The sequence below is a fragment of the Streptomyces sp. DT2A-34 genome, from assembly GCF_030499515.1.
In the GTDB taxonomy this organism is placed as follows: domain Bacteria; phylum Actinomycetota; class Actinomycetes; order Streptomycetales; family Streptomycetaceae; genus Streptomyces.
In genome coordinates, this window is sequence record NZ_JASTWJ010000001.1 from 7,553,320 (window position 1) to 7,574,110 (window position 20,791).

The window sequence follows — 20,791 nt, forward strand, 5'->3', positions numbered from 1 at the left end:
GTTTGCTGCGTCACACGGATTGGTGTTTCTGCTTGCATTCCTGCGCGCACAGTAGTCGAGCGGTCTGACGACTGGCCAGTAACCATCGGTCCGGCCGCCACTGTTCACGTATGCCGCACACGCTTACCCTTGATCGCCATGGCACCGACACCGACGGGAAACCGCAGGACGCGCGTACATGTGGTCAGTGATGTGCACGGCAACGCCCGTGACCTGGCCAGAGCCGGCGAGGGAGCCGACGCCCTGATCTGCCTCGGTGACCTGGTGCTGTTCCTGGACTACGCCGACCACTCGCGCGGCATCTTCCCCGACCTGTTCGGGGTGGAGGCCGCCGACCGCATCGTGGAACTGCGCACCGCCCGGCGCTTCGAGGAGGCGCGGGAGTTCGGGGCGCGGCTGTGGGCCGGGATCGGCTCGGACCGGCGCGCGGTGATCGAGAAGGCGGTGCGCAAGCAGTACGCCGAGATGTTCGCGGCGTTCCCTACGCCGACGTACGCGACGTACGGCAATGTCGACATGCCGCCCCTGTGGCCGGAGTACGCCGGGCCGGGCACGACCGTGCTGGATGGGGAGCGGGTGGAGATCGGGGGGTGGGTCTTCGGGTTCGTGGGCGGGGGCCTGCGGACGCCGATGCGCACGCCGTACGAGATCAGCGACGAGGAGTACGCGGCGAAGATCGAGGCCGTGGGGGAGGTGGACGTGCTGTGTACGCACATTCCGCCGGAGGTCCCGGAGTTGGTGTACGACACGGTGGCGCGGCGCTTCGAGCGGGGGAGCAGGGCGTTGCTGGAGGCGATTCGCCGTACGCGTCCGCGTTATTCGTTGTTCGGGCATGTCCATCAGCCTCTGGTGCGGCGGATGCGGATCGGGGCGACGGAGTGCGTCAACGTGGGGCACTTCGCTGGGGTGGGGGAGCCGTGGGCGCTGGAATGGTGAGTGAATTCCGGTCCCGTGGGCGTGGAGTCGGCGATGGGCGCAGGTGGGGGTGAAGTCGGCTGGTCGGGGGCGCGGTAGCCTTCACGCTGCACACGTGCGCACCACGACTTCATACCGGCCCGCATCTGGAGGAGCCACGGCGATGGCGGAACACACCAGCTCGAGCATCACGATCGAGGCGGCACCGGCCGACGTCATGGGGGTGATCGCCGACTTCTCCCGCTACCCGGACTGGACCGGCGAGGTGAAGGAGGCGGAGGTCCTCAAGACCGACGGCCAGGGCCGTGCCGAGCAGGTTCGCCTCGTCATGGACGCCGGCGCGATCAAGGACGACCAGGTGCTGGCGTACACCTGGAGCGGTGAGCACGAGGTGTCCTGGACGCTGGTGAAGTCCCAGATGCTGCGGTCGCTCGACGGGTCGTACATCTTGAAGTCGGCGGGGGCCGGGGCGACCGAGGTCACGTACCGGCTGACGGTGGATGTCAAGATCCCGATGCTGGGGATGATCAAGCGCAAGGCCGAGAAGGTCATCATCGACCGGGCGTTGGCGGGGCTGAAGAAGCGGGTGGAGTCGGGCAAGTAGGTCGTCGCCCCCGCCGCCCCTACCCGTCCCATCCCCAGGGGCGCTGCCCCTTCGACCCCGCCCTCCTGGGGGCCTGCGGCCCCCAGACCCTCGCTTCGGCCCTGAACGGGCCTCGTCCTCAAACGCAGGACGGGCTGGGTGGGGCGGACGGTACTTGTCGGTGGCCGTCGATCACCCGGCCCACGCACCCGGCCGCTCAGCCATGTCGCCCGGCTGCGGGAGCTGCACTGGGCAGTGCTGCCCGGCCGCTCCCGGCGGTAGTAGCCGCACCTGGCTGTGGTGCCCGGCCGAGCCGCCCAGCCGCGATAGCCGCACTTGGCTGTGGTGCTCGGCGGTGGCGTCAGGCCGCGGCAGCGTGCGCCTGGCTGCTCGGCGGTGGCGTCAGGCCGCGGCAGTATGTACTTGGCTGTGGTGCTCGGCGGTGGCGTCAGGCCGCGGCAGCATGCGCCTGGCCGTGGTGCCCGGCCGAGCCGCCCAGCCGCGGTAGCCGCCCGCCGCCGTGAGGTCCAGCCATGTCGCCCAGCCGCGGTAGGCGCCCGCCGCCGTTTCGGGTTGGTCTTCGGGAAGTTGTCGTTCATCGCCTCGGCAACCTCGTTGGTCGCCTTGGTCCAGATCGCGATGAGCTCCTGCGTGCGCTCGTCCTTGGTGATCAGACCGGCGTCCAGTCATGTCGTCAAGCCGCGGTAGCCGCACCCGGCCGTGGCACTCAGCCGAGCCGCCCAGCCACAGCGGCAGCCGCACGTGGCCGTGGCGCCCAGCCATACCACCCAGCCGCGGGCAATCGTGCCGCCCAGGGCGGCACGGGTGGGCGCGGGCGGCACCCCGTCAGCGCCGGGATGCGCGACCCACCCCCGGCCCAGCCTCCACGCCGCGCACCTGCCGATCGGGCTGAACGCTGGCGTCCGTTACCGTTCACCCCCATGCGCACGATCCTGATCACGGGCCCTGGCGGCAGCGGCCGTACCACCGTCGCCGCCGCCACCGCGCTGGCGGCGGCGAACCACGGCACCCGCACCCTCGTCCTGAGCGCCGACCGCACCGACACCCTCGGTGCCGCACTCGGCGTGACCACCGGCGCGACCCCCGCCCGGGTCACCGACACCCTCACCGCATGGCGCCCCGACGCCGCCACCGGCTTCCGGGACGACCTCGCCGCCTTCCAGGAACGTGCCGCCGCGGCCCTCGACCTCCTAGGCGCCTCCCGGCTCGACCCGGACGAAGTCACCCCCCTCCCCGGTGCCGAGGAGCTCGCGCTGCTCCGTGCCCTGCGGGACGCCGCCCTCGCCGAGGCCCACGACCTCCTGGTGGTCGACCTCCCGGCCACCCCGCACGCCCTCGCCCTGCTCTCGCTTCCCGAGGAACTGCGCCGCTACCTGCGTCGGCTGCTCCCGTCCGAGCGGCAGGCGGCCAGGGCCCTGCGGCCCGTGCTGGGGCGGCTGGCCGGTGTTCCGATGCCGGCGGAGTGGCTGTACGAGACCGCGGCCCGCTGGGACGTCGAGCTCGCCGCCGTCGAGGCCGTGGTCGCCGACCGCGACACCGTCGTACGGCTGGTCGCCGAGCCCGGTCCGGGCGGTGCCGACGCGGTGCGGGCTGCCACCCTCGCCCTCGCCCTGCGGGGCCTGCGCCCCGACCTGCTGGTCGCCAACCGGGTCCTGCCGGAGGCGGAGGCGCCGGCGGACAGCTGGCTCGCCGGCCCCGTCGCCCAGCAGCGCAAGGTTCTGGAGGAGTGGGGGGAGGAGGACCACGACGTCCACCACATCGCGCATCTCGGGCGCGACCCGCGTGGCGTCGACGACCTCGCCGCGCTCGCCGTGCCCGCCGTCAACGACACCTCGTCCACGGTCGAGTGGCCCGTCACCGACCGCCTCGCCGAGGACGGCGTCCTCGTCTGGGCCGTCCCGCTGCCCGGCGCCGTACGCGACGAGCTCGACCTCGTCCGGCGCGGCGACGAAGTCGTCGTCACCGCGGGACAGTTCCGGCGTATCGTGCCCCTGCCGTCCGCCCTGCGCCGGTGCGGTGTGGACGGGGCCGCGCTGCGCGACGGCGAGCTGCGGATCCGGTTCGCGCCGGATCCGGAACTCTGGCCGCGGACCCGGTGAAGCAGGTACGCCCGTTCGGGTAACGTCGTAGAGACGAACCGTAGTCAGGAGTCCGTCATGAGCGAAGAGCTCCCCCGTCCGACGCCGGAGAGCACGAGGCGATCGACGAGGTACGGGCCGACGAGGTGCGGGCGAGCGACGCCGACGCCTGGGCGACCGCGTGCGCCGAGGACCTCGCGGCGGAGAAGGCCCGCCGCCGCGCCCAGCACGGCCCGCCGCCGGGCTCGGCCGCCGAGGAACTGCGCAAGCTCGTCGACACCGTCGCGGACAAGCTGTCCACCCTCCAGTCCCCGCTGCTCGGCGCGGTCGCCGGACCCGCCGCCCAGCAGGTGGTCAAGCAGGTCGTGGAACAGGCCAAGGCCGCCGTCGAGCCGGTCATCGAGCGCAACCCGGACGTCTTCGACCACCTGGCCGCGGCGGGCACCGAACTCCTCGCCGCCTACCGCTCCGCCGTCCAGGCCCAGGAACGGCGCTGGACCACCGGGGACCAGGATCTCGACGAGCGCCGCGACCGGGGCGACGACGCCGGTCCCGGCGAACGCATCGACCTGGACTGAAGGCCCGCGACCACCCCTCAGCCGGGCTGCCCAGCGGGCGGACGACGGGGCCCTGACGGCAGGGCCTCGGGTACCGTTGGCCGTAGCGGGGCTCGACCGAAACTGAGGGATTCATGGGACTCACCATCGGCGTCGACATCGGCGGCACGAAGATCGCGGCCGGCGTGGTCGATGAGGAAGGCAACATCCTCTCGACCCACAAGGTGCCGACCCCGGGCACGCCCGAGGGCATCGTGGACGCCATCGCCTCCGCGGTGGAGGGCGCGCGCGCCGGACACGAGATCGTCGGCGTGGGCATCGGTGCCGCCGGATACGTCAACCGTCAGCGTTCCGAGGTCTACTTCGCCCCCAACATCGACTGGCGCAACGAGCCGCTGAAGGCGAAGGTCGAGGCCCGCGTGGGCCTCCCGGTCGTCGTCGAGAACGACGCCAACGCGGCCGCGTGGGGCGAGTACAAGTTCGGCGCGGGCAAGGGCCACCGCAACGTCATCTGCATCACGCTCGGCACCGGCCTCGGCGGCGGCATCATCATCGGCAACAAACTGCGGCGCGGGCACTACGGCGTGGCCGCCGAGTTCGGCCACATCCGCATGGTGCCGGACGGCCTGATGTGCGGCTGCGGCTCGCAGGGCTGCTGGGAGCAGTACGCCTCCGGGCGCGCCCTCGTCAGATACGCCAAGCAGCGCGCCAACGCCACCCCCGAGAACGCCGAGATCCTCCTCGGCATGGGCGACGGCACCCCCGACGGCATCGAGGGCAAGCACATCTCGATGGCCGCCCGCCAGGGCGACCCGGTCGCCGTCGACTCCTACCGCGAACTCGCCCGCTGGGCCGGCGCGGGCCTCGCCGACCTGGCCTCCCTCTTCGACCCGTCCGCCTTCATCGTCGGCGGCGGCCTCTCCGACGAGGGGGAACTGGTCCTCGACCCGATCCGCAAGTCCTACAAGCGCTGGCTGGTGGGCGGCAACTGGCGCCCGGTGGCGGATGTCATCGCCGCCCAGTTGGGCAACAAGGCGGGCCTGGTGGGCGCGGCCGACCTGGCCCGGGAGCCGGATCCGATCATGTAAGGGCCGCTTTTCGGCATACGGCGACTGCGACGCCCTCAGGGGCGCGGGGAACTGCGCGACAAGCCACACACAACCGGAAGTCGCCCAGAAACCTCGCGCCCCTGGCTATCAGGCGCCCCAAAGCCCGGGCCCGGCTAGATTGACCCGCATGGAGACGTCCCCCTCGCCGCTCCCCACCTCCCGTACTGAGCCCGACGGTTCAGCCGTCATCCGCGTCCTCAGCTACAACATCCGCTCGATGCGCGACGACACCTCCGCCCTCGCCCGCGTCATCAGCGCCTGCGACCCCGACCTGGTCCTCGTCCAGGAAGCCCCCCGCTTCTTCCGCTGGCGCAAGAAGCTCTCCCGCCTGGCCCGCGCAGCGAACCTCGTCATCCTCACCGGCGGCGCCACAGCAGCGGGACCAGCCATCCTGTGCAACCTGCGGGCAACGGTCGAACGCACGGAAGACGTCCTTCTCCCCCTCACCCCCGGCCTCCACAGGCGCGGCTTCGCCACGGCAGTGGTCCGGTTCGGCGACGCCCGCCTCGGCGTCCTCAGCTGCCACCTCAGCCTGCAGAAGGACGAGCGCTACGAACAGGGCGGCATGCTGCTCGACCGGCTCGCCGCGATGGGCGTGGAGCACGCCGTCGCGGGCGGCGACCTGAACGAACGCCCCGCAGGCCGCACCTTCCTCCGGTTGGCCGACGGCCTCCAGGACTGCTGGGTCACCGCCCCCTGGGGCACCGAGTACACCTCGACCCCGGTCGACCCCCACCAGCGCATCGACGCGATCTTCGCCACCAAGGGCATCGAGGTACTCGGCTGCGGAGTCCCCGTGGGCCTCCCCGGCGTGACGGAGACAGACCTGAGGGCGGCCACGGACCACCTTCCGGTCCTGGCCGCCCTCAGAATTCCAGCGCTTCGGACGACTTAGACGACGGCTCCCCGGCCCGGGTCGTCGTCCTCGTCGTCATCCGTCTTCATCCGCATCACCAGCGTGGCGAACCCACCCAGGAACCCGCCGATGCCGAGCGTCGCCAGCCACCACGTCATGTCCCAGCTGAGCAGCACGGCGAGCAGCAGCAGGATCGGCCCGCCGATCAACGCGAGCCAGGCGAACTTCGCGGTCGGGTCGGCGGCGGGCAGCGGTGGCGGCTCCGGCGGGACGAAATGGCCCTCGTCGTCGGCGTCGAAGTCGTCCTCGGCCGGCTCGGGCACGCTGTAGTCGCGCGGGCCGACGCCGGGGGCGAAGGAGACGGAGCTGCCCAGCGGCTTGGAGGGCTTGTCCTCCCGGTCCCCCTGGGGCTCGTCCGCCTGCTTGGTCTTCGTGCCCTTGTCGTGGTCCTTGTCGCTCTTGGGCTCGCCGTCCGTCCCGCCGCTCGCCTCGTCGTTCGTGTCGGTCTCCAGCAGCGCCAGGTCCTCGACCGACTTGAACGGCTTCGAACCCGGCGGGTCCGGCGGCTCGTCGCCGTACCCGGCGACGATGGCGGCCCAGGCGGCGTCCTCGTCGAACGGGACGTGCTGCTCTTCCGGCTCGCGATCGTCGCGGTCCTCGCGCCTTTCGCGGTCGGAGTCGTGCTCAGCCACGTGCGGTCGTCCCTTCTCTGCCGACGCCGGTTGCGAGCCGGTCGATGAAGCCGATGCTCTCCTCGAAGATCCGGTCCGCGTCATGGTCCAACGTCGCCACGTGATAGCTCTGTTCCAGCACGACCTCCGTTACGTCCGTGGACGACACCCGGCTCAGTACCCGGGCCGAGTCCACCGGCGGCACGGTGTGGTCCTGTGCGCTGCGCAGGAGCAGCAGCGGCTGGGTGACCTGCGGCAGCTCGCCGTCGACCAGGCGGAAGAAGTTCCGCAGGGAGTGGGCCGCGTGCAGCGGCACCCGGTCGTAGCCGATCTCGATGCCGCCCTCCTTCGCGATGTCGCCCGCGATTCCCGGCACCGTGCGGACGAAGTGGCGGGACACCGGGAGGGTGTACGCGTACAGGCCGTGCACTTTGTTCGCCGGGTTGACGACCATGACGCCGGCGACGTGCTCCCCGTGCTTCGCGGCGAGCCGCAGTGCCAGGGCCCCGCCCATGGACAGGCCGGCGACGAAGATCCGCTCGCAGCGGTCACGGAGGTTGCGCAGCTCGCGGTCCACCTCGGCGTACCAGTCCTGCCAGCCGGTGAGCCGCATGTCCTCCCAGCGGGTGCCGTGGCCCGGCAGCAGCGGCAGCGAGACGGTGAGCCCGCGCTCGCCGAGATACTCCGCCCAGGGGCGCAGCGACTGGGGGGAACCGGTGAAGCCATGGCAGAGCAGAACCCCGATCTCCCCGCCCTCATGGCGGTACGGCTCGGCTCCAGGAAGGACCGGCACCTTACGGTCTCCTGTTCGTGAGAAGGACGGACATGACGGATATGAACGAGAGGAACGACATGAACCCACGCGGCGGAGCCGCATATCGATACAGCCAGGTGTGCTTCACCGTACGCGACCGTACTGACACCGACCAGGGCCGTCGGACTCTTTGACAGTGGCCCGGGTTAAGGTCTGATCGACAGACACAGGAGGCACTCGGTTGTTGTACGGCGCGATGAAGGTGGCCATCGGGGGACCGTTGAAGGTCGCTTTCAGGCCCTGGGTGGAGGGGCTGGAGAACATTCCCGCCGAGGGCCCCGCGATCCTGGCGAGCAACCACCTCTCCTTCTCGGACTCGTTCTTCCTGCCGGCGGTCCTCGACCGCAAGGTGACCTTCATCGCGAAGGCCGAGTACTTCACGACCCCCGGCGTCAAAGGCCGGATGACGGCCGCGTTCTTCAAGGGTGTCGGCCAGCTGCCCGTGGACCGCTCCGGGGGGCGCGGCGCGGGCGAGGCGGCCATCAAGAGCGGCATAGAGGTCCTCGAACGCGGTGAGCTGTTCGGCATCTATCCGGAGGGCACGCGCTCGCCCGACGGCCGGCTCTACCGGGGCAAGCCCGGCGGCCTCGCGCGCGTGGCGCTCGCCACCGGAGCTCCGGTCATCCCGGTCGCCATGATCGACACGGAGAAGATCCAGCCGCCGGGCCAGGTCATGCCCAAGCTCATGCGGCCGGGCATCCGGATCGGCAAGCCCCTGGACTTCCGCCGGTACCAGGGCATGGAGCACGACCGTTTCGTGCTGCGCGCGCTGACCGACGAAGTCATGTACGAGATCATGAAGCTCTCCGGCCAGGAGTACGTCGACATGTACGCGACCGCCGCCAAGCGGCAGATCGCGGAGGCGGCGAAGGCCGAGAAGGAACAGGCGAAGAAGGAACAGGCGAAGAAGACGAAGAAGGCGGACGAGGAGCGTTCGGGGGCGTAGGCAGGGCAGTCTGGGCGAGCGATTCGAAAACAGGGGTGGGGGAATGGCCAAGCGCGAGCGGGTCATGAGGATGTCCGTCGAGCAGCCGCTGTGGCGCGCGCTCGCCGGGTACCGGGTGCTGACCATGGTCTACGCGATCGGGCTCTTCATCAGCGCCCACGACGAGATCGCGCGCCCCGGGGTGGCCATCGCCTACCTCGCCGTACTGGCCGTCTGGACCCTGGCCAGCCTGCCCAAGGTCGCGAACGCCGCGAGCTGCACCAAGCGCTTCCTCGTCGTGGACCTCACCGTCGCCCTGGTCGGCATCCTGCTCACCCGGCTCGCCGAGACGCCCGAGCGGATCGACGCCGGAGCCCCGACCCTGCCGTCGATATGGACCGGGGGCGCCGTGCTGGCGTTCGCCATCAAGGGCGGCTGGCGCTGGGCCGCCTTCGCCTCCACGCTGGTCGCCGCCGCCAACCTGATCGAGCGCTCCGGAGTGCCGACCCGCGACACCATCCACATGGTGCTGCTCGTGTGGATCGCCTCCATCGCCATCGGCTACGTCGTCGAGGTCGCCCGCGCCTCCGAGCGCACCCTCGCCCGGGCCCTGGAGATCGAGGCGGCGACCTGTGAGCGGGAGCGGCTCGCCCGGGACATCCACGACAGCGTGCTCCAGGTGCTGGCGATGGTGCAGCGGCGGGGCGCCGTCATCGGCGGTGAGGCGGCCGAGCTGGGCCGGATGGCCGGCGAGCAGGAGGTGGCCCTGCGCACCCTGGTCTCCGGCGGCCTCGTACCCGTGTCGCGGGTGTCGGAGGACGCCGCCGAGGGGGCCCTCGTACGGGCCGTGGACGAGCCGGACGACGCCGGCGGTCCCGTCGATCTGCGTGTGCTGCTCGCCGCGTACGCCGGCGCCAAGGTGAGTCTGGCCGAGCCCGGCGCGCCCGTGCCGCTGGCCCCGGCCGCCGCGCGGGAGCTGGCCGCGGCCGTGGGGGCCGCCCTGGACAACGTCCGTAAGCATGCGGGGGAGCACGCGCGTGCGTGGATCCTGGTCGAGGACGAGCCCGATGCGGTGATCGTCACCGTACGGGACGACGGCCCCGGCATCCCCGCGGGACGGCTCGCGCAGGCCGAGGGCGAGGGGCGGCTCGGCGTCGCCCTGTCGATCCGGGGGCGGCTGCGGGACCTCGGCGGCAGCGCCGAGCTGATCTCGGTGCCGGGGCAGGGCACGGAAGTGGAACTGAAAGTACCGAAGGACAGCAGCGCTTCACGGGGGAAGGCGGAGCAGCGATGACGGACACCGCGAGCGGACAGGAAGGACAGGACGGGCAGCAGGGCACGATCAAGGTCATGGTCGTCGACGACCACCCCATGTGGCGCGACGCGGTCGCCCGCGACCTGGCCGAGTCCGGCCTCGACGTGGTCGCCACGGCGGGCGACGGCGACCAGGCCGTACGCCGCGCCAAGGCCGCCGCCCCCGACGTCCTCGTGCTGGACCTCAACCTGCCCGCCAAGCCCGGCGTCCAGGTCTGCAAGGAACTGGTGGCCCACAACCCCGCGCTGCGCGTCCTCGTCCTGTCCGCGAGCGGCGAGCACGCCGACGTCCTGGAGGCCGTGAAGTCGGGCGCCACCGGCTATCTGCTGAAGTCGGCCTCGACGGAGGAACTCCTCGACGCGGTGCGCCGTACGGCCGTCGGCGACCCGGTGTTCACGCCGGGCCTGGCCGGACTCGTCCTCGGCGAGTACCGCCGCCTCGCCTCCGAACCGGCGCCCGCCGCACAGGACGCCGACCAGCCGGGGGCCCCGCAGCTCACCGAGCGCGAGACCGAGGTGCTGCGCCTCGTCGCCAAGGGCCTGAGCTACAAGCAGATCGCCGAACGCCTGGTCATCTCCCACCGCACGGTCCAGAACCACGTACAGAACACCCTCGGCAAGCTCCAACTGCACAACCGGGTGGAGCTGGTGCGGTACGCCATAGAGCGCGGCCTCGACGACGAGTGATCCATCGGCCGCCCGCTTGACGGCGCGTAAACCAAACACCCGGCAGTTCACCGGAATTGCCGCTCCGACCCATCCCGCTGTGACCTGGATCACCATTAGCGTGGCCTCACCAGGCAACCGCGGCGAAGGGACATTTCCATGCGGGTCGGAGTACTGACCGGAGGCGGCGACTGCCCCGGTCTCAACGCCGTCATCCGGGCCGTCGTCCGCAAGGGCGTGCAGGAGTACGGCTACGACTTCGTCGGCTTCCGGGACGGCTGGCGAGGTCCGCTCGAGAACGACACCGTCCGTCTCGACATCCCCGCCGTACGCGGCATCCTGCCCCGCGGCGGCACCATCCTCGGCTCCTCGCGCACCAACCCGCTGAAGCAGGAGGACGGCATCCGCCGTATCAAGGAGAACCTCGCCAAGCAGGAGGTCGAGGCGCTCATCGCCATCGGCGGCGAGGACACCCTCGGCGTAGCCGCCCGGCTGTCCGACGAGTACGGCGTGCCCTGCGTCGGCGTACCCAAGACCATCGACAACGACCTGTCCGCCACCGACTACACCTTCGGCTTCGACACCGCCGTCGGCATCGCGACCGAGGCGATCGACCGGCTGCACACCACCGCCGAGTCCCATATGCGCGTCCTGGTCTGCGAGGTGATGGGCCGTCACGCCGGCTGGATCGCCATCCACTCCGGGCTGGCCGGCGGCGCCAACGTCATCCTCATCCCCGAGCAGCGCTTCGACGTCGACAAGGTCTGCGCCTGGATCACCTCGCGCTTCAAGGCGTCGTACGCCCCCATCGTGGTCGTCGCCGAGGGCGCCATGCCGAGGGACGGCGACATGGTCCTCAAGGACGAGTCGCTGGACTCCTTCGGGCACGTCCGGCTGTCCGGGGTCGGCGAATGGCTGGCCAAGGAGATCGAGAAGCGCACGGGCAAGGAAGCCCGTACGACGGTCCTCGGGCACATCCAGCGCGGCGGCACCCCCAGCGCCTTCGACCGCTGGCTCGCCACCCGCTTCGGGCTGCACGCCATCGAGGCCGTCCGCGACGGCGACTTCGGCAAGATGGTCGCCCTGCGCGGCACGGACATCGTCCGCGTCCCGATCGCGGACGCCACGGCCAAGCTGAAGACGGTGGATCCGAAGCTGTACGAGGAGGTCGGGGTCTTCTTCGGCTGATCCGTCGGCCGACGAGAGAACGGAAGTCTGGGGGCGCGAGCCCCCAGACGGCTACACGGTCGTGTTGCGCAGCTGCCCCACCAACTCCCGTACGACAGCTGCCCCGTTGAGCGTCAGGATCGACTCCGGGTGGAACTGCACGCCGGCGAATCCGGACCCCCGTACGGCATGCACCTCCCCGTTGCCCGCCCGGCTCACCTCCACCCCGTGCGCGGACAACTCCTCCGCCACCTCGTCGTCGCAGCGCGCCACGAAGCTGTTGTAGAAACCGACCGTCTCCGGCCGCCCGAACAGGTCGATCGTCGTCTGGGCCCCCTGGTACGGCACCTCCTTCCGTACGATCTCCAACCCCAGCTCGGCCGCGATCAGCTCGTGCCCGAGGCAGACGCCGAGCACGCCGTGCCGGTTGTTGCGGATGACCCGGGCGGTGAGGTCACGCAGGAAGCGCATCTTGGGGTCGGTCAGGTCGGAAGGATCACCGGGCCCGGGACCCAGCACCACCGGCCCCTCGTGCGCGAGCACCGCCTCCCGCAGCCCCTCCTCGTCGTACCGCCGGACGGTCACCTCCAGGCCGTTCGACCGGAGCACGTGCGCGAGCATCGCCGTGAAGGTGTCCTCGCCGTCGACGACCAGGGCGTGTCCGCTCAGCTCCTCGGACCGCTCCTGCATCCGCAGCCAGAACGGCGCGAGCGAGGCGCGGCGCCCGTCGAGGGCGGCACGCACGCGTGGGTCGTCGGTGAGGCGTACGCGCGCGTGCTCCGCACGGGGGCGGGACGGTCGTACGCCGAGAGCCGCCAGTACCCCCGCCGCCTTCGCGTGGGTCTCCTCGACCTCGCTCGCCGGGTCCGAGCCCCGCACGAGCGTGGCGCCGACCGGCACGCGCAGCCGTCCGTCGGCGTCGATGTCGGCGGTGCGGATGAGGATGGGGGAGTCGAGGGTCTGGGCCCCGCCGGAGTCCCGGCCGAGGAGTGCCAGCGCCCCCGCGTAGTAGCCGCGCCCGCCGACCTCGTGCCGCTCGATCACCCGGCAGGCGTTCTGCACGGGCGAGCCGGTGACGGTGGCCGCGAACATGGTCTCCTTCAGGACCTCCCGCACATCCAGCGAGGACTTCCCGCGCAGTTCGTACTCGGTGTGCGCGAGGTGCGCCATCTCCTTCAAGCGGGGCCCGACGACCACGCCGCCCATGTCGCCGACGGTGCACATCATCTTGAGCTCCTCGTCGACGACCATCGACAGCTCCTCGATCTCCTTGCCGTCGGCGAGGAAGTCGAGCAGATGCTCGGGGGTGGGGCCCTCGGCGGGATAGCGGTACGTGCCGCTGATCGGGTTCATGACGACGGTCCCGCCGCTCATCCGCACGTGCACCTCGGGGCTCGCCCCGACCAGCGTGCGCTCCCCGGTGTGCACGACGAACGTCCAGTACGCGCCCCGCTCGCCCTCCAGCAGCCGCCGGAACAGTGCCAGCGCGTCGGCCCGTCCGAACCCCGGGATCTCACCCTCGTACGTCCGCCGGATCACGAAGTTCGCGCCCTCGCCCCGCCCGATCTCCTCCCGCAGGACGCGCCCGACGATCTCCGCGTACTCCTCGTCGGCCACGTCGAAGCCGCCGCCCTCGACGCGCACGTCATGCGCCGGGAGCTGGGCGAGCGCTTCGGCCAGGGGGAGGTCGTACGACTCCTCCGGTGTCAGCACCACCAGCGGTGTGCCGTCGTCGCGGACGTCGAAGCCGCGCTCGCGGATCTGCCGGAAGGGGACGAGCGCCAGGCCCTCGTCGGGGAGGTCGGCGAGCCGGTCGTACGTGGCGACCGGGCCGATGAGGACCTCGACCGTCGCGCCTTCTTCGACGGCGCGGCCCGGGGTGCGGCGGCGCAGCAGGGCGAACGGGCGGGGATCGTCCAGCAAGCCGAGCAGGTTCATGGATCCGTGCTCCTTCTCAGTGAGACTCAGTGGTACTCAGTCGGAGAGGAACGGACCCCGGAAACACCGAAGGCCGCCCCTCGGGCGGCCTTCGCGAAGTCTTGCGTACGCGCAGTCAGTGGGCCGCCGGATGAGCGGTCCACCACCAGTTCTGGGTCGAGTGCGCGAACATGCGAGGCACCCTACCCCATGTCCGAGTCGTGTACCCCGCGTCTCATTTGCTGGGCATGGGGCTGGACGCCCGACACGACCCCGTAATGTTGAGGGCGTGACCGTGAACGCTAAGACCAGCGCGAGCGCTGGCAACACCTGGCGAGACCTGCCCGCGGCGCAGCAGCCCGAGTACCCCGACACCGAGGCTCTGCGCGCAGTGATCGCGGACCTCGAGTCGTATCCGCCGCTCGTCTTCGCGGGCGAGTGCGACCAGCTGCGCGCCCGGATGGCGGCTGTCGCCAAGGGAGAGGCGTTCCTTCTCCAGGGCGGCGACTGCGCCGAGGCCTTCGACGCGGTGTCCGCCGACCACATCCGCAACAAGCTCAAGACCCTGCTGCAGATGGGCGCCGTGCTGACGTACGCCGCCTCGGTGCCGGTCGTGAAGGTCGGCCGCATCGCCGGCCAGTACTCCAAGCCGCGCTCCAAGCCGACCGAGACCCGCGACGGCGTGACCCTGCCGACCTACCGCGGCGACTCCGTCAACGGCTTCGACTTCACCGAGGCCGCCCGCGTCCCGGACCCCGAGCGCCTGAAGCGGATGTACAACGCGTCCGCCTCGACGCTGAACCTGGTGCGCGCCTTCACCACCGGTGGTTACGCCGACCTGCGCCAGGTGCACGCCTGGAACCAGGACTTCGTGAAGTCGTCCCCGTCGGGGCAGCGCTACGAGCAGCTCGCCCGCGAGATCGACCAGGCACTCAACTTCATGCACGCCTGCGGGGCCGACCCGGAGGAGTTCAAGACCGTCGAGTTCTACTCCTCGCACGAGGCGCTGCTCCTCGACTACGAGTCGGCGCTGACCAGGGTCGACTCCCGCACGGGTCAGCTGTACGACGTCTCGGCGCACATGGTGTGGATCGGTGAGCGCACCCGGCAGCTGGACCACGCGCACATCGAGTTCGCCTCGCAGATCCGCAACCCGATCGGCATCAAGCTCGGCCCGACCACGACGGCCGAGGAGGCGCTGCAGTACATCGAGCGCCTCGACCCGGACCGTGAGCCGGGCCGGCTGACCTTCATCGTCCGCATGGGCGCCGACAAGGTCCGCGACAAGCTCCCCGAGCTGGTCGAGAAGGTCACCGCCTCCGGCGCGACCGTGGCCTGGATCACCGACCCGATGCACGGCAACACCTACGAGGCGGCCTCGGGCCACAAGACCCGCCGCTTCGACGACGTGCTCGACGAGGTCAAGGGCTTCTTCGAGGTCCACAAGTCGCTGGGCACCCACCCGGGCGGCATTCACGTGGAGCTCACCGGTGACGATGTCACCGAGTGCGTGGGCGGCGGCGACGAGATCTTCGTCGACGACCTGCACCAGCGCTACGAGACGGCCTGCGACCCGCGGCTCAACCGCAGCCAGTCGCTCGACCTGGCCTTCCTCGTCGCCGAGATGTACAGGGACCAGTAACCGGTTCGGTTATTACCCGCATGTGGGGTGGGGCGCGGATCACATACGATCCGCGTCCCACCCCACTTTTACGGTTCCTGTGTGACGGGTAAGGTTAGGTTTGCCTCACCGATCAAGGGGATGGCACGATTTCGATCCCGGCGGGAGGTGGTCCGCGTGTACATCTGCAGTTGCTTCGGTGTCACCGAGCAGCAGGTCAAGCAGCACGCGGAGAACGGTGCCTGCACGCCCCGCCAGATAGCGTCCGCCTGCAAGGCGGGCACGGACTGCGGGTCGTGTGTACGTCGTATTCAGGCACTCCTGGGCAGGGGCGCGTGCCCGCGCCGTGAGCTGGCCGATCAGGGCAAGCCGGTGCTCACCGACCTGGCGGACGCCGCCTAGCTCGCGTTGGCTCCCTGGCCCCTGGCCCCTGGCCCCCTAGCTCGGCTGCTCGATCTGCTGCGCGAGGTAGAGCGCCTCACCCAGCTTGTCGATGAGTTCCAGCTGCGTGTCCAGGTAGTCGATGTGGTGCTCCTCGTCCTCGAGGATCGACTCGAAGAGGTTCGCGGACGTGATGTCGCCCTTGGTGCGCATCACCTCGATACCGCGCTTGAGGCGGTCGATCGCCTCGACCTCGACCTGCCGGTCGGCCTGGAACATCTCGGTGACCGTCTGGCCGACCCGGACGTGGAACAGGCGCTGATAGTTGGGCAGGCCGTCCAGCATGAGGATGCGCTCGGTGATCTTGTCCGCGTGCTTCATCTCATCGATGGACTCTTCACGCGTGTACTTGGCGAGCTTCGTCCAGCCTTTGTTGTCCTGGATCCGGTAGTGCAGCCAGTACTGGTTGATCGCCGTCAGCTCGCCGGTCAGCTGCTCGTTGAGGAATTCGAGGACCTCGGGGTCGCCCTGCATCGCAGAGGCTCCTTCCGCGCGGGGGAACTGGCAGGTTGCGCCGCATGATTGCACCGGCAGCGAAGATCGTCCAGTAAGTCTTCACTTAGTAAGTAAGGGCATGCTTAGTCCGTTATGAGGTGAATTATTGAGGGGTGTGGTCAGGTGCACTGCCCCAGGTCTGTCAGGATGGAGTCATGGGTCAGCCGGTGGAGCGCGAAGGTGGGGCAGCAGCACACTCCGAGCTTCCGCCGGGACAGCGGGTACAGCGCGGCTGGCCGGTCACGCACTACGGTCCGGTCCCCAAGTTTCGCCCCGAACGCTGGGAGTTCAGGGTGTTCGGCGCCACCGCCGACGGCGAGAAGCACTGCTGGACCCATGAGGAGTTCACGGCCCTGCCGTACACCACCGTCGTCGCCGATCTGCACTGTGTCACGAAGTTCAGCATGCTCGGCGCGGAGTGGGGCGGCATCCCGGCCCGTACGATCCTGGAGATCGCCCCGCCCGCGGCTGCCGTCACCCATGTGATGGTGTGGGCGGAGTACGGCTTCAGCTCCAACCTCCGCCTCTCCGACTTCGCCGCCGAGGGCGCGATCTTCGCCACCCACAAGGACGGCGAACTGCTCACGGCGGAGCACGGTTTCCCCCTCCGTCTGGTCGTCCCCCATCTGTACGCCTGGAAGGGGCCCAAGTGGGTCCGCGGCGTCGAGTACATGACCGCCGATCGCCGCGGCTTCTGGGAGGAGCGCGGCTACCACAACATCGGCGACCCCTGGAAGGAACAGCGGTACTCGTACCAGGAGGAGCCCGGGGACGGGCCCGAGCTGTGACGTTCGGCGTTACGCGTCCCGAAGTTTCTTCAGCCGCTCCACGTCCGCCGCGTGGCCTTCCTTCCCGCCCGGTGTCTCGATGATCAGCGGTACGCCCGCGGTGGCCGGGTGCGTCATCAGCGCCCGGAACGGGTCCTCGCCGATGTGACCCGCGCCGATGTTCTCGTGCCGGTCCTTGTGCGCGCCGACGACGTCCTTGGAGTCATTGGCGTGGATCAGCTTCAGCCGGCCTTCGCCCACGGTGTCCACCAGCAGGTCGAGGGTCTGGTGCATGCCGGAGGGTCCGGTCAGGTCGTGGCCGGCGGCGAAGATGTGGCAGGTGTCCAGGCATACGCCCAGCTTCGGATGGGCGTCCAGCGCCTCGAAGTACGGCCCGAAGTCCCAGGTCCGCGAGCAGAGCGAGGCGCCCTGCCCGGCGGTGGACTCCAGGAGCAGATACGGGTCGTCGTCGTGGGTCAGCTCGTCGAGCAGCGGCAGCAGGTGCTCCCGTACCTGCTTCAGGGCCACCGAGCGCTCCCGGCCGCCGGTCGCGCTGCCCGTGTGCACGACCACGCCGAGCGCCCCGATCTCCCGCCCGCGCCGCAGCGAGTGCCGTAGCGACTCCACCGACTTCTCGACCGTCGCCTCCGTGTGCGAGCCGAAGTTGATCAGGTACGGCGCATGCACATACGCCGGGATCGACTCGGCCTCGCAGACCGCGCGGAACTCCTCGTCCTGCCGCGGATTCCCGGCGGGCGTGGCCCAGCCGCGCGGGTTGGCGACGAAGACCTGGACCGTCTCGGCCTTGAGGTCGTGGGCGTAGGTGAGCCCGACGGAGTGGAGACCGCCGGCCACGGGGACGTGGCCGCCGATGGGGTTGCGGGAGGGGCCCGAGGGGGCGGTGCCGGACTGCTGACTTCTCACCCGTTCAGGGTGTCATGCTGCCCGGACCACCCGATCACCGGCCGGTGCCGGCCTTTCTCGATGACCTTCCTCGATGGTCGTCCCCAGTGGTCTTCCTAACGGATGGTGATCGTGATCGTCGACCCCTTCGGCGCCGTCTGCCCGCCGTCCACGGACTGCTTCTTGACCGTGTCGCCGAACAGCCCGAGCAGGCCACGGTCCTCGTCGACCTCGAAGCCGGCGGCCTCCAGCTCGGCCCTGGCGTCGTCGACGCTGTCACCGACCACGTCCGGGACCTCGATCATCTCGGGGCCCTTGGACAGCGTCAGCGTCACCGTGTCACCCTCGGCGGCCTGCCTGCCGTCGGTGGGCGACTGCCGGGCGACCTGGCCCGCGTCGAAGTCGGAGTTGACGCGCGCGGAGGCGACCTTCACCTTCAGGCCGGCCTCCGCCAGCTCGGCCTTCGCGTCGGCCAGGCTCTCGCCGGTGACGTCCGGGACGTCCACGGGGCTGCCCTTGCTGACGGTGAGCGCGACCGCGGAACCGGAGCGGACCTTGGTGCCGGTCTCGGGGGCCGCGGAGATCACGGAGCCTCGGGTGACGTCGTCGCTGAACTCCCGGGTCACCATGCCCGGTTCGAGTCCGCTCTCCTTCAGTTCGGTCTTCGCCTTGGCCAGCGGGTATCCCTGAAGATCGGGCACCTTCACGGTCTTCGGTCCCGCCGAGATGACCAGGTTCACGGAGTCGTTGTGCCGGATGCGGGCGCCCGTCTCCGGGGCCGTGCTGATGACGGTGCCGCGCTCGACGGTGTCGCTGTAGGCGCGCTCCACCTTGCCGAGCTCCAGCCCGGCCTCCTCCAGCCGGTCCGCGGCCTGCGCCTCGGTCTTGGACAGTAGCGCCGGGACCTTGGTGAATTGGCCGGAGTTGATGTACCAGATGCCGACGCCGAGGCCGAGGGCCAGCAGGACGGCGGCGACGATGACGAGCGGGCCGCGCGGCGCACGCGGGGTCCGCGACCGGCGCCGGGGCGGCGGGGGCGGGGGAGCCTCGAACCGGCTGGTCCTGTTGAAGACGGCCTCGGGCTCGTCCTCGTTCACGGGAAGCGGCCGCTGGATGGTCAGTGCGCGCGGGATCACGCTCGTACGGTCGTCGGCGTTGCTGTGCTCCGCCGTGAGCGCCTGCGGCGGCACCGCGTCCAGCTGGTCCGCGCTCAGCGCGGCACGCGCCTCCCGGGCCTGCGCGAGGAGTGCCACGGCGTCGTACGGACGCAGATCCGGGGTGCGCGCGGTGGCCGACGCGACCAGCTCGTCGAGCTCGTACGCCAGTCCGGGCACGATCGCCGAGGGTGGCGGGACGTCCTCGTGCAGGTGCTTGTAGAGCACCACCGCCGGGGAGTCGCCGTCGTGCGGCTTGTCGCCGGTGAGCATCTCGTAGAGGACGACACCGCACGCGTAGACGTCGACGCGGGCGTCGGCGGCGCCGGGCTGCTCGATCTGCTCGGGCGCGAGATAGGAGACGGTGCCGAGCACGGCACCGGTGGTGCTGGTCACGGTGTCCACGGACCGCACGAGCCCGAAGTCGGCGACCTTGACCCGCCCGTCGTCCCCTATCAGCACGTTCTCGGGCTTCATGTCCCGGTGCACGAACCCGGCGCGGTGCGCGGCGCCGAGCGCGGCCAGCACCGGCTCCAGGATGTCCAGGGCGGCCCGGGGCTGGAGCGCCCCGCGCTCGCGCAGGACGTCGCGCAGGGTGCAGCCCGCGACGTACTCCATGGCGAGATAGACGTACGACCCGTCGGTGCCCTGGTCGAAGACCTGCACGACATTGGGGTGCGCGAGCCGGGCGACGGACTTCGCCTCACGGATGAACCGCTCGACGAAAACCCCGTCCACCGCCAGCGCGGGATGCATCACCTTGAGCGCGAGCACGCGGTCGAGGCGGGTGTCCAGGGCCCGGTAGACCGTGGCCATCCCGCCGACGGCGATCCGCGCGTCCACGCGGTACCGGCCGTCGAGCACCTGCCCGACCAGAGGGTCCTGAAGGGTCGTATCCACGCAGGTGAGTGTACGAGCCGACACTGACACGCCTGCCGGTTCGGCCGGGATCGGGGCGGGACTGCAGCTGAGCTGTGACGGACGCCTCATGGGTTGAAACGCCTTCATCGAACAGGCGTTCAGAATGCGGGGCGTTCCGGGTCCAGCCGTGCGATGCCCTCCACCGGAGACGACGCCTCCGCGAAGTGCCGCCGAGGAATCCGCCCCGCCCGGTACGCCAACCGCCCCGCCTCCACCGCGTGCCGCATCGCGTCGGCCATGAGTACCGGCTCCTGCGCCCGCGTGACCGCCGAGGCGAGCATCACACCCGCGCACCCCAGCTCCATCGCGAGCGCCGCGTCCGACGCCGTACCGGCTCCCGCGTCCAGAATCACCGGCACGCGTGCGTGCTCCACGATCAGCTGGAAGTTGTGCGGGTTGCGGATGCCGAGCCCCGAGCCGATCGGGGAACCGAGCGGCATGATCGCGGCACAGCCGACGTCCTCCAGCTTCCGCGCCAGCACGGGGTCGTCATTCGTGTACGGCAGCACGGTGAACCCGTCGTCCACCAGCGTCTCCGCGGCGTCCAGCAGCTCGATCGGGTCCGGCAGCAGGGTCCGCTCGTCGGCGATGACCTCCAGCTTGATCAGATCCGTACCGAGCGCTTCGCGCGCGAGGCGGGCCGTCAGCACGGCCTCACCGGCCGTGAAGCATCCGGCCGTGTTCGGCAGCACCCGGATGCCGAGCTTCTCCAGCACCGACAGCACGGAGCCGTGCACCGACGGGTTGACCCGCCGCATCGCGACCGTCGTCAGCTCCGTCCCGGACGCCACGAGCGCACGCTCCAGCACCCCCAGGCTGGGCGCCCCGCCCGTGCCCATGATCAGGCGGGACGTGAAGGACGTGTCCCCGATGAGAAAAGGATCGTCGGCCATGGT

The 20,791-nt window shown here is 70.5% G+C and carries 21 protein-coding genes; 13 read left to right on the forward strand and 8 right to left on the reverse strand.

Features of this window, described 5'->3' with window-relative positions; translation table 11 throughout:
* Nucleotides 1-138: 138 nt before the first annotated feature.
* The 6 genes from QQM39_RS33690 (at nucleotide 139) to QQM39_RS33715 (ending at nucleotide 6,158) form a co-directional block, all read left to right on the forward strand.
* A complete protein-coding gene (locus QQM39_RS33690; protein ID WP_302001334.1) occupies nucleotides 139-936 on the forward strand; it encodes a metallophosphoesterase in 798 nt (265 codons plus the stop codon).
* 142 nt (nucleotides 937-1,078) lie between these two features.
* Nucleotides 1,079-1,519, forward strand: a complete 441-nt coding sequence (locus tag QQM39_RS33695) for an SRPBCC family protein (protein ID WP_302001335.1) — start codon at nucleotides 1,079-1,081, stop codon at nucleotides 1,517-1,519.
* Between the two features lie 920 nt (nucleotides 1,520-2,439).
* Entirely contained in the window at nucleotides 2,440-3,618 is a 1,179-nt protein-coding gene (locus tag QQM39_RS33700; protein ID WP_302001336.1) for an ArsA family ATPase, read from the forward strand.
* Nucleotides 3,619-3,719: 101 nt separating this feature from the next.
* On the forward strand, nucleotides 3,720-4,175 hold the full coding sequence (locus QQM39_RS33705; protein ID WP_302003823.1) for a DUF5304 domain-containing protein: 456 nt from the start codon (nucleotides 3,720-3,722) through the stop codon (nucleotides 4,173-4,175).
* A gap of 113 nt (nucleotides 4,176-4,288) precedes the next feature.
* Complete coding sequence (locus QQM39_RS33710) at nucleotides 4,289-5,242, forward strand: ROK family glucokinase (protein ID WP_302001337.1); 954 nt, start codon at nucleotides 4,289-4,291, stop codon at nucleotides 5,240-5,242.
* A 148-nt stretch (nucleotides 5,243-5,390) separates the two neighbouring features.
* Entirely contained in the window at nucleotides 5,391-6,158 is a 768-nt protein-coding gene (locus QQM39_RS33715) for an endonuclease/exonuclease/phosphatase family protein (protein ID WP_302001338.1), read from the forward strand.
* Here the strand turns inward: QQM39_RS33715 and QQM39_RS33720 are convergent.
* Both QQM39_RS33720 and QQM39_RS33725 read right to left on the reverse strand, forming a co-directional pair.
* Nucleotides 6,155-6,811, reverse strand: a complete 657-nt coding sequence (locus tag QQM39_RS33720) for a hypothetical protein (protein WP_302001339.1) — start codon at nucleotides 6,809-6,811, stop codon at nucleotides 6,155-6,157. The genes QQM39_RS33715 and QQM39_RS33720 overlap by 4 nt on opposite strands.
* Nucleotides 6,804-7,583, reverse strand: coding sequence for a carboxylesterase (locus QQM39_RS33725; protein ID WP_302001340.1), 780 nt, complete (start codon nucleotides 7,581-7,583; stop codon nucleotides 6,804-6,806). Before QQM39_RS33725 ends, QQM39_RS33720 begins: the two co-directional genes overlap by 8 nt.
* A 205-nt stretch (nucleotides 7,584-7,788) precedes the next feature.
* Here QQM39_RS33725 and QQM39_RS33730 point away from each other — a divergent pair, with 205 nt between their 5' ends.
* The 4 genes from QQM39_RS33730 (at nucleotide 7,789) to QQM39_RS33745 (ending at nucleotide 11,697) form a co-directional block, all read left to right on the forward strand.
* Complete coding sequence (locus QQM39_RS33730) at nucleotides 7,789-8,550, forward strand: 1-acyl-sn-glycerol-3-phosphate acyltransferase (protein ID WP_302001341.1); 762 nt, start codon at nucleotides 7,789-7,791, stop codon at nucleotides 8,548-8,550.
* A 43-nt stretch (nucleotides 8,551-8,593) separates the two neighbouring features.
* Nucleotides 8,594-9,823, forward strand: coding sequence for a MacS family sensor histidine kinase (locus QQM39_RS33735; protein WP_302001342.1), 1,230 nt, complete (start codon nucleotides 8,594-8,596; stop codon nucleotides 9,821-9,823).
* Nucleotides 9,820-10,530 (forward strand): response regulator transcription factor, encoded by a 711-nt coding sequence (locus tag QQM39_RS33740; RefSeq protein WP_302001343.1) that lies wholly within the window; start codon nucleotides 9,820-9,822, stop codon nucleotides 10,528-10,530. The genes QQM39_RS33735 and QQM39_RS33740 overlap by 4 nt, the downstream gene beginning before the upstream one ends.
* A gap of 138 nt (nucleotides 10,531-10,668) precedes the next feature.
* On the forward strand, nucleotides 10,669-11,697 hold the full coding sequence (locus QQM39_RS33745; RefSeq protein WP_302001344.1) for a 6-phosphofructokinase: 1,029 nt from the start codon (nucleotides 10,669-10,671) through the stop codon (nucleotides 11,695-11,697).
* Nucleotides 11,698-11,748: 51 nt separating this feature from the next.
* On the opposite strand, the gene QQM39_RS33750 is transcribed toward QQM39_RS33745, so the two are convergent.
* Together QQM39_RS33750 and QQM39_RS46310 are read right to left on the reverse strand one after the other, a co-directional pair.
* The gene (locus QQM39_RS33750) at nucleotides 11,749-13,614 is read right to left on the reverse strand and encodes an anthranilate synthase family protein (protein ID WP_302001345.1); all 1,866 of its coding nucleotides are present in this window, start codon (nucleotides 13,612-13,614) and stop codon (nucleotides 11,749-11,751) included.
* Nucleotides 13,615-13,729: 115 nt separating this feature from the next.
* Nucleotides 13,730-13,786, reverse strand: coding sequence for a trp operon leader peptide (locus tag QQM39_RS46310; protein WP_071528813.1), 57 nt, complete (start codon nucleotides 13,784-13,786; stop codon nucleotides 13,730-13,732).
* A 96-nt stretch (nucleotides 13,787-13,882) separates the two neighbouring features.
* Here QQM39_RS46310 and QQM39_RS33755 point away from each other — a divergent pair, with 96 nt between their 5' ends.
* Nucleotides 13,883-15,235 (forward strand): class II 3-deoxy-7-phosphoheptulonate synthase, encoded by a 1,353-nt coding sequence (locus QQM39_RS33755; RefSeq protein ID WP_302001346.1) that lies wholly within the window; start codon nucleotides 13,883-13,885, stop codon nucleotides 15,233-15,235.
* A gap of 156 nt (nucleotides 15,236-15,391) precedes the next feature.
* A complete protein-coding gene (locus QQM39_RS33760; protein WP_302001347.1) occupies nucleotides 15,392-15,616 on the forward strand; it encodes a bacterioferritin-associated ferredoxin in 225 nt (74 codons plus the stop codon).
* Nucleotides 15,617-15,652: 36 nt separating this feature from the next.
* Here QQM39_RS33760 and bfr read toward each other — a convergent pair whose 3' ends face one another.
* Nucleotides 15,653-16,129, reverse strand: a complete 477-nt coding sequence (gene bfr / locus QQM39_RS33765) for a bacterioferritin (RefSeq protein ID WP_030051286.1) — start codon at nucleotides 16,127-16,129, stop codon at nucleotides 15,653-15,655.
* Between the two features lie 176 nt (nucleotides 16,130-16,305).
* Between bfr and QQM39_RS33770 the strand changes: the two genes are divergently transcribed.
* Nucleotides 16,306-16,938, forward strand: a complete 633-nt coding sequence (locus QQM39_RS33770; RefSeq protein WP_302001349.1) for a sulfite oxidase-like oxidoreductase — start codon at nucleotides 16,306-16,308, stop codon at nucleotides 16,936-16,938.
* Nucleotides 16,939-16,947: 9 nt separating this feature from the next.
* On the opposite strand, the gene QQM39_RS33775 is transcribed toward QQM39_RS33770, so the two are convergent.
* The 3 genes from QQM39_RS33775 to QQM39_RS33785 all read right to left on the reverse strand — a co-directional run bounded on the left by QQM39_RS33775 (nucleotide 16,948) and on the right by QQM39_RS33785 (nucleotide 20,788).
* Entirely contained in the window at nucleotides 16,948-17,841 is an 894-nt protein-coding gene (locus QQM39_RS33775; protein ID WP_302001350.1) for a deoxyribonuclease IV, read from the reverse strand.
* Between the two features lie 95 nt (nucleotides 17,842-17,936).
* Nucleotides 17,937-19,874: a Stk1 family PASTA domain-containing Ser/Thr kinase gene (gene pknB / locus QQM39_RS33780; protein ID WP_302001351.1), complete on the reverse strand. Its 1,938-nt coding sequence runs from the start codon at nucleotides 19,872-19,874 to the stop codon at nucleotides 17,937-17,939.
* A 119-nt stretch (nucleotides 19,875-19,993) separates the two neighbouring features.
* On the reverse strand, nucleotides 19,994-20,788 hold the full coding sequence (locus QQM39_RS33785) for a thiazole synthase (protein WP_302001352.1): 795 nt from the start codon (nucleotides 20,786-20,788) through the stop codon (nucleotides 19,994-19,996).
* Nucleotides 20,789-20,791: the final 3 nt, after the last annotated feature.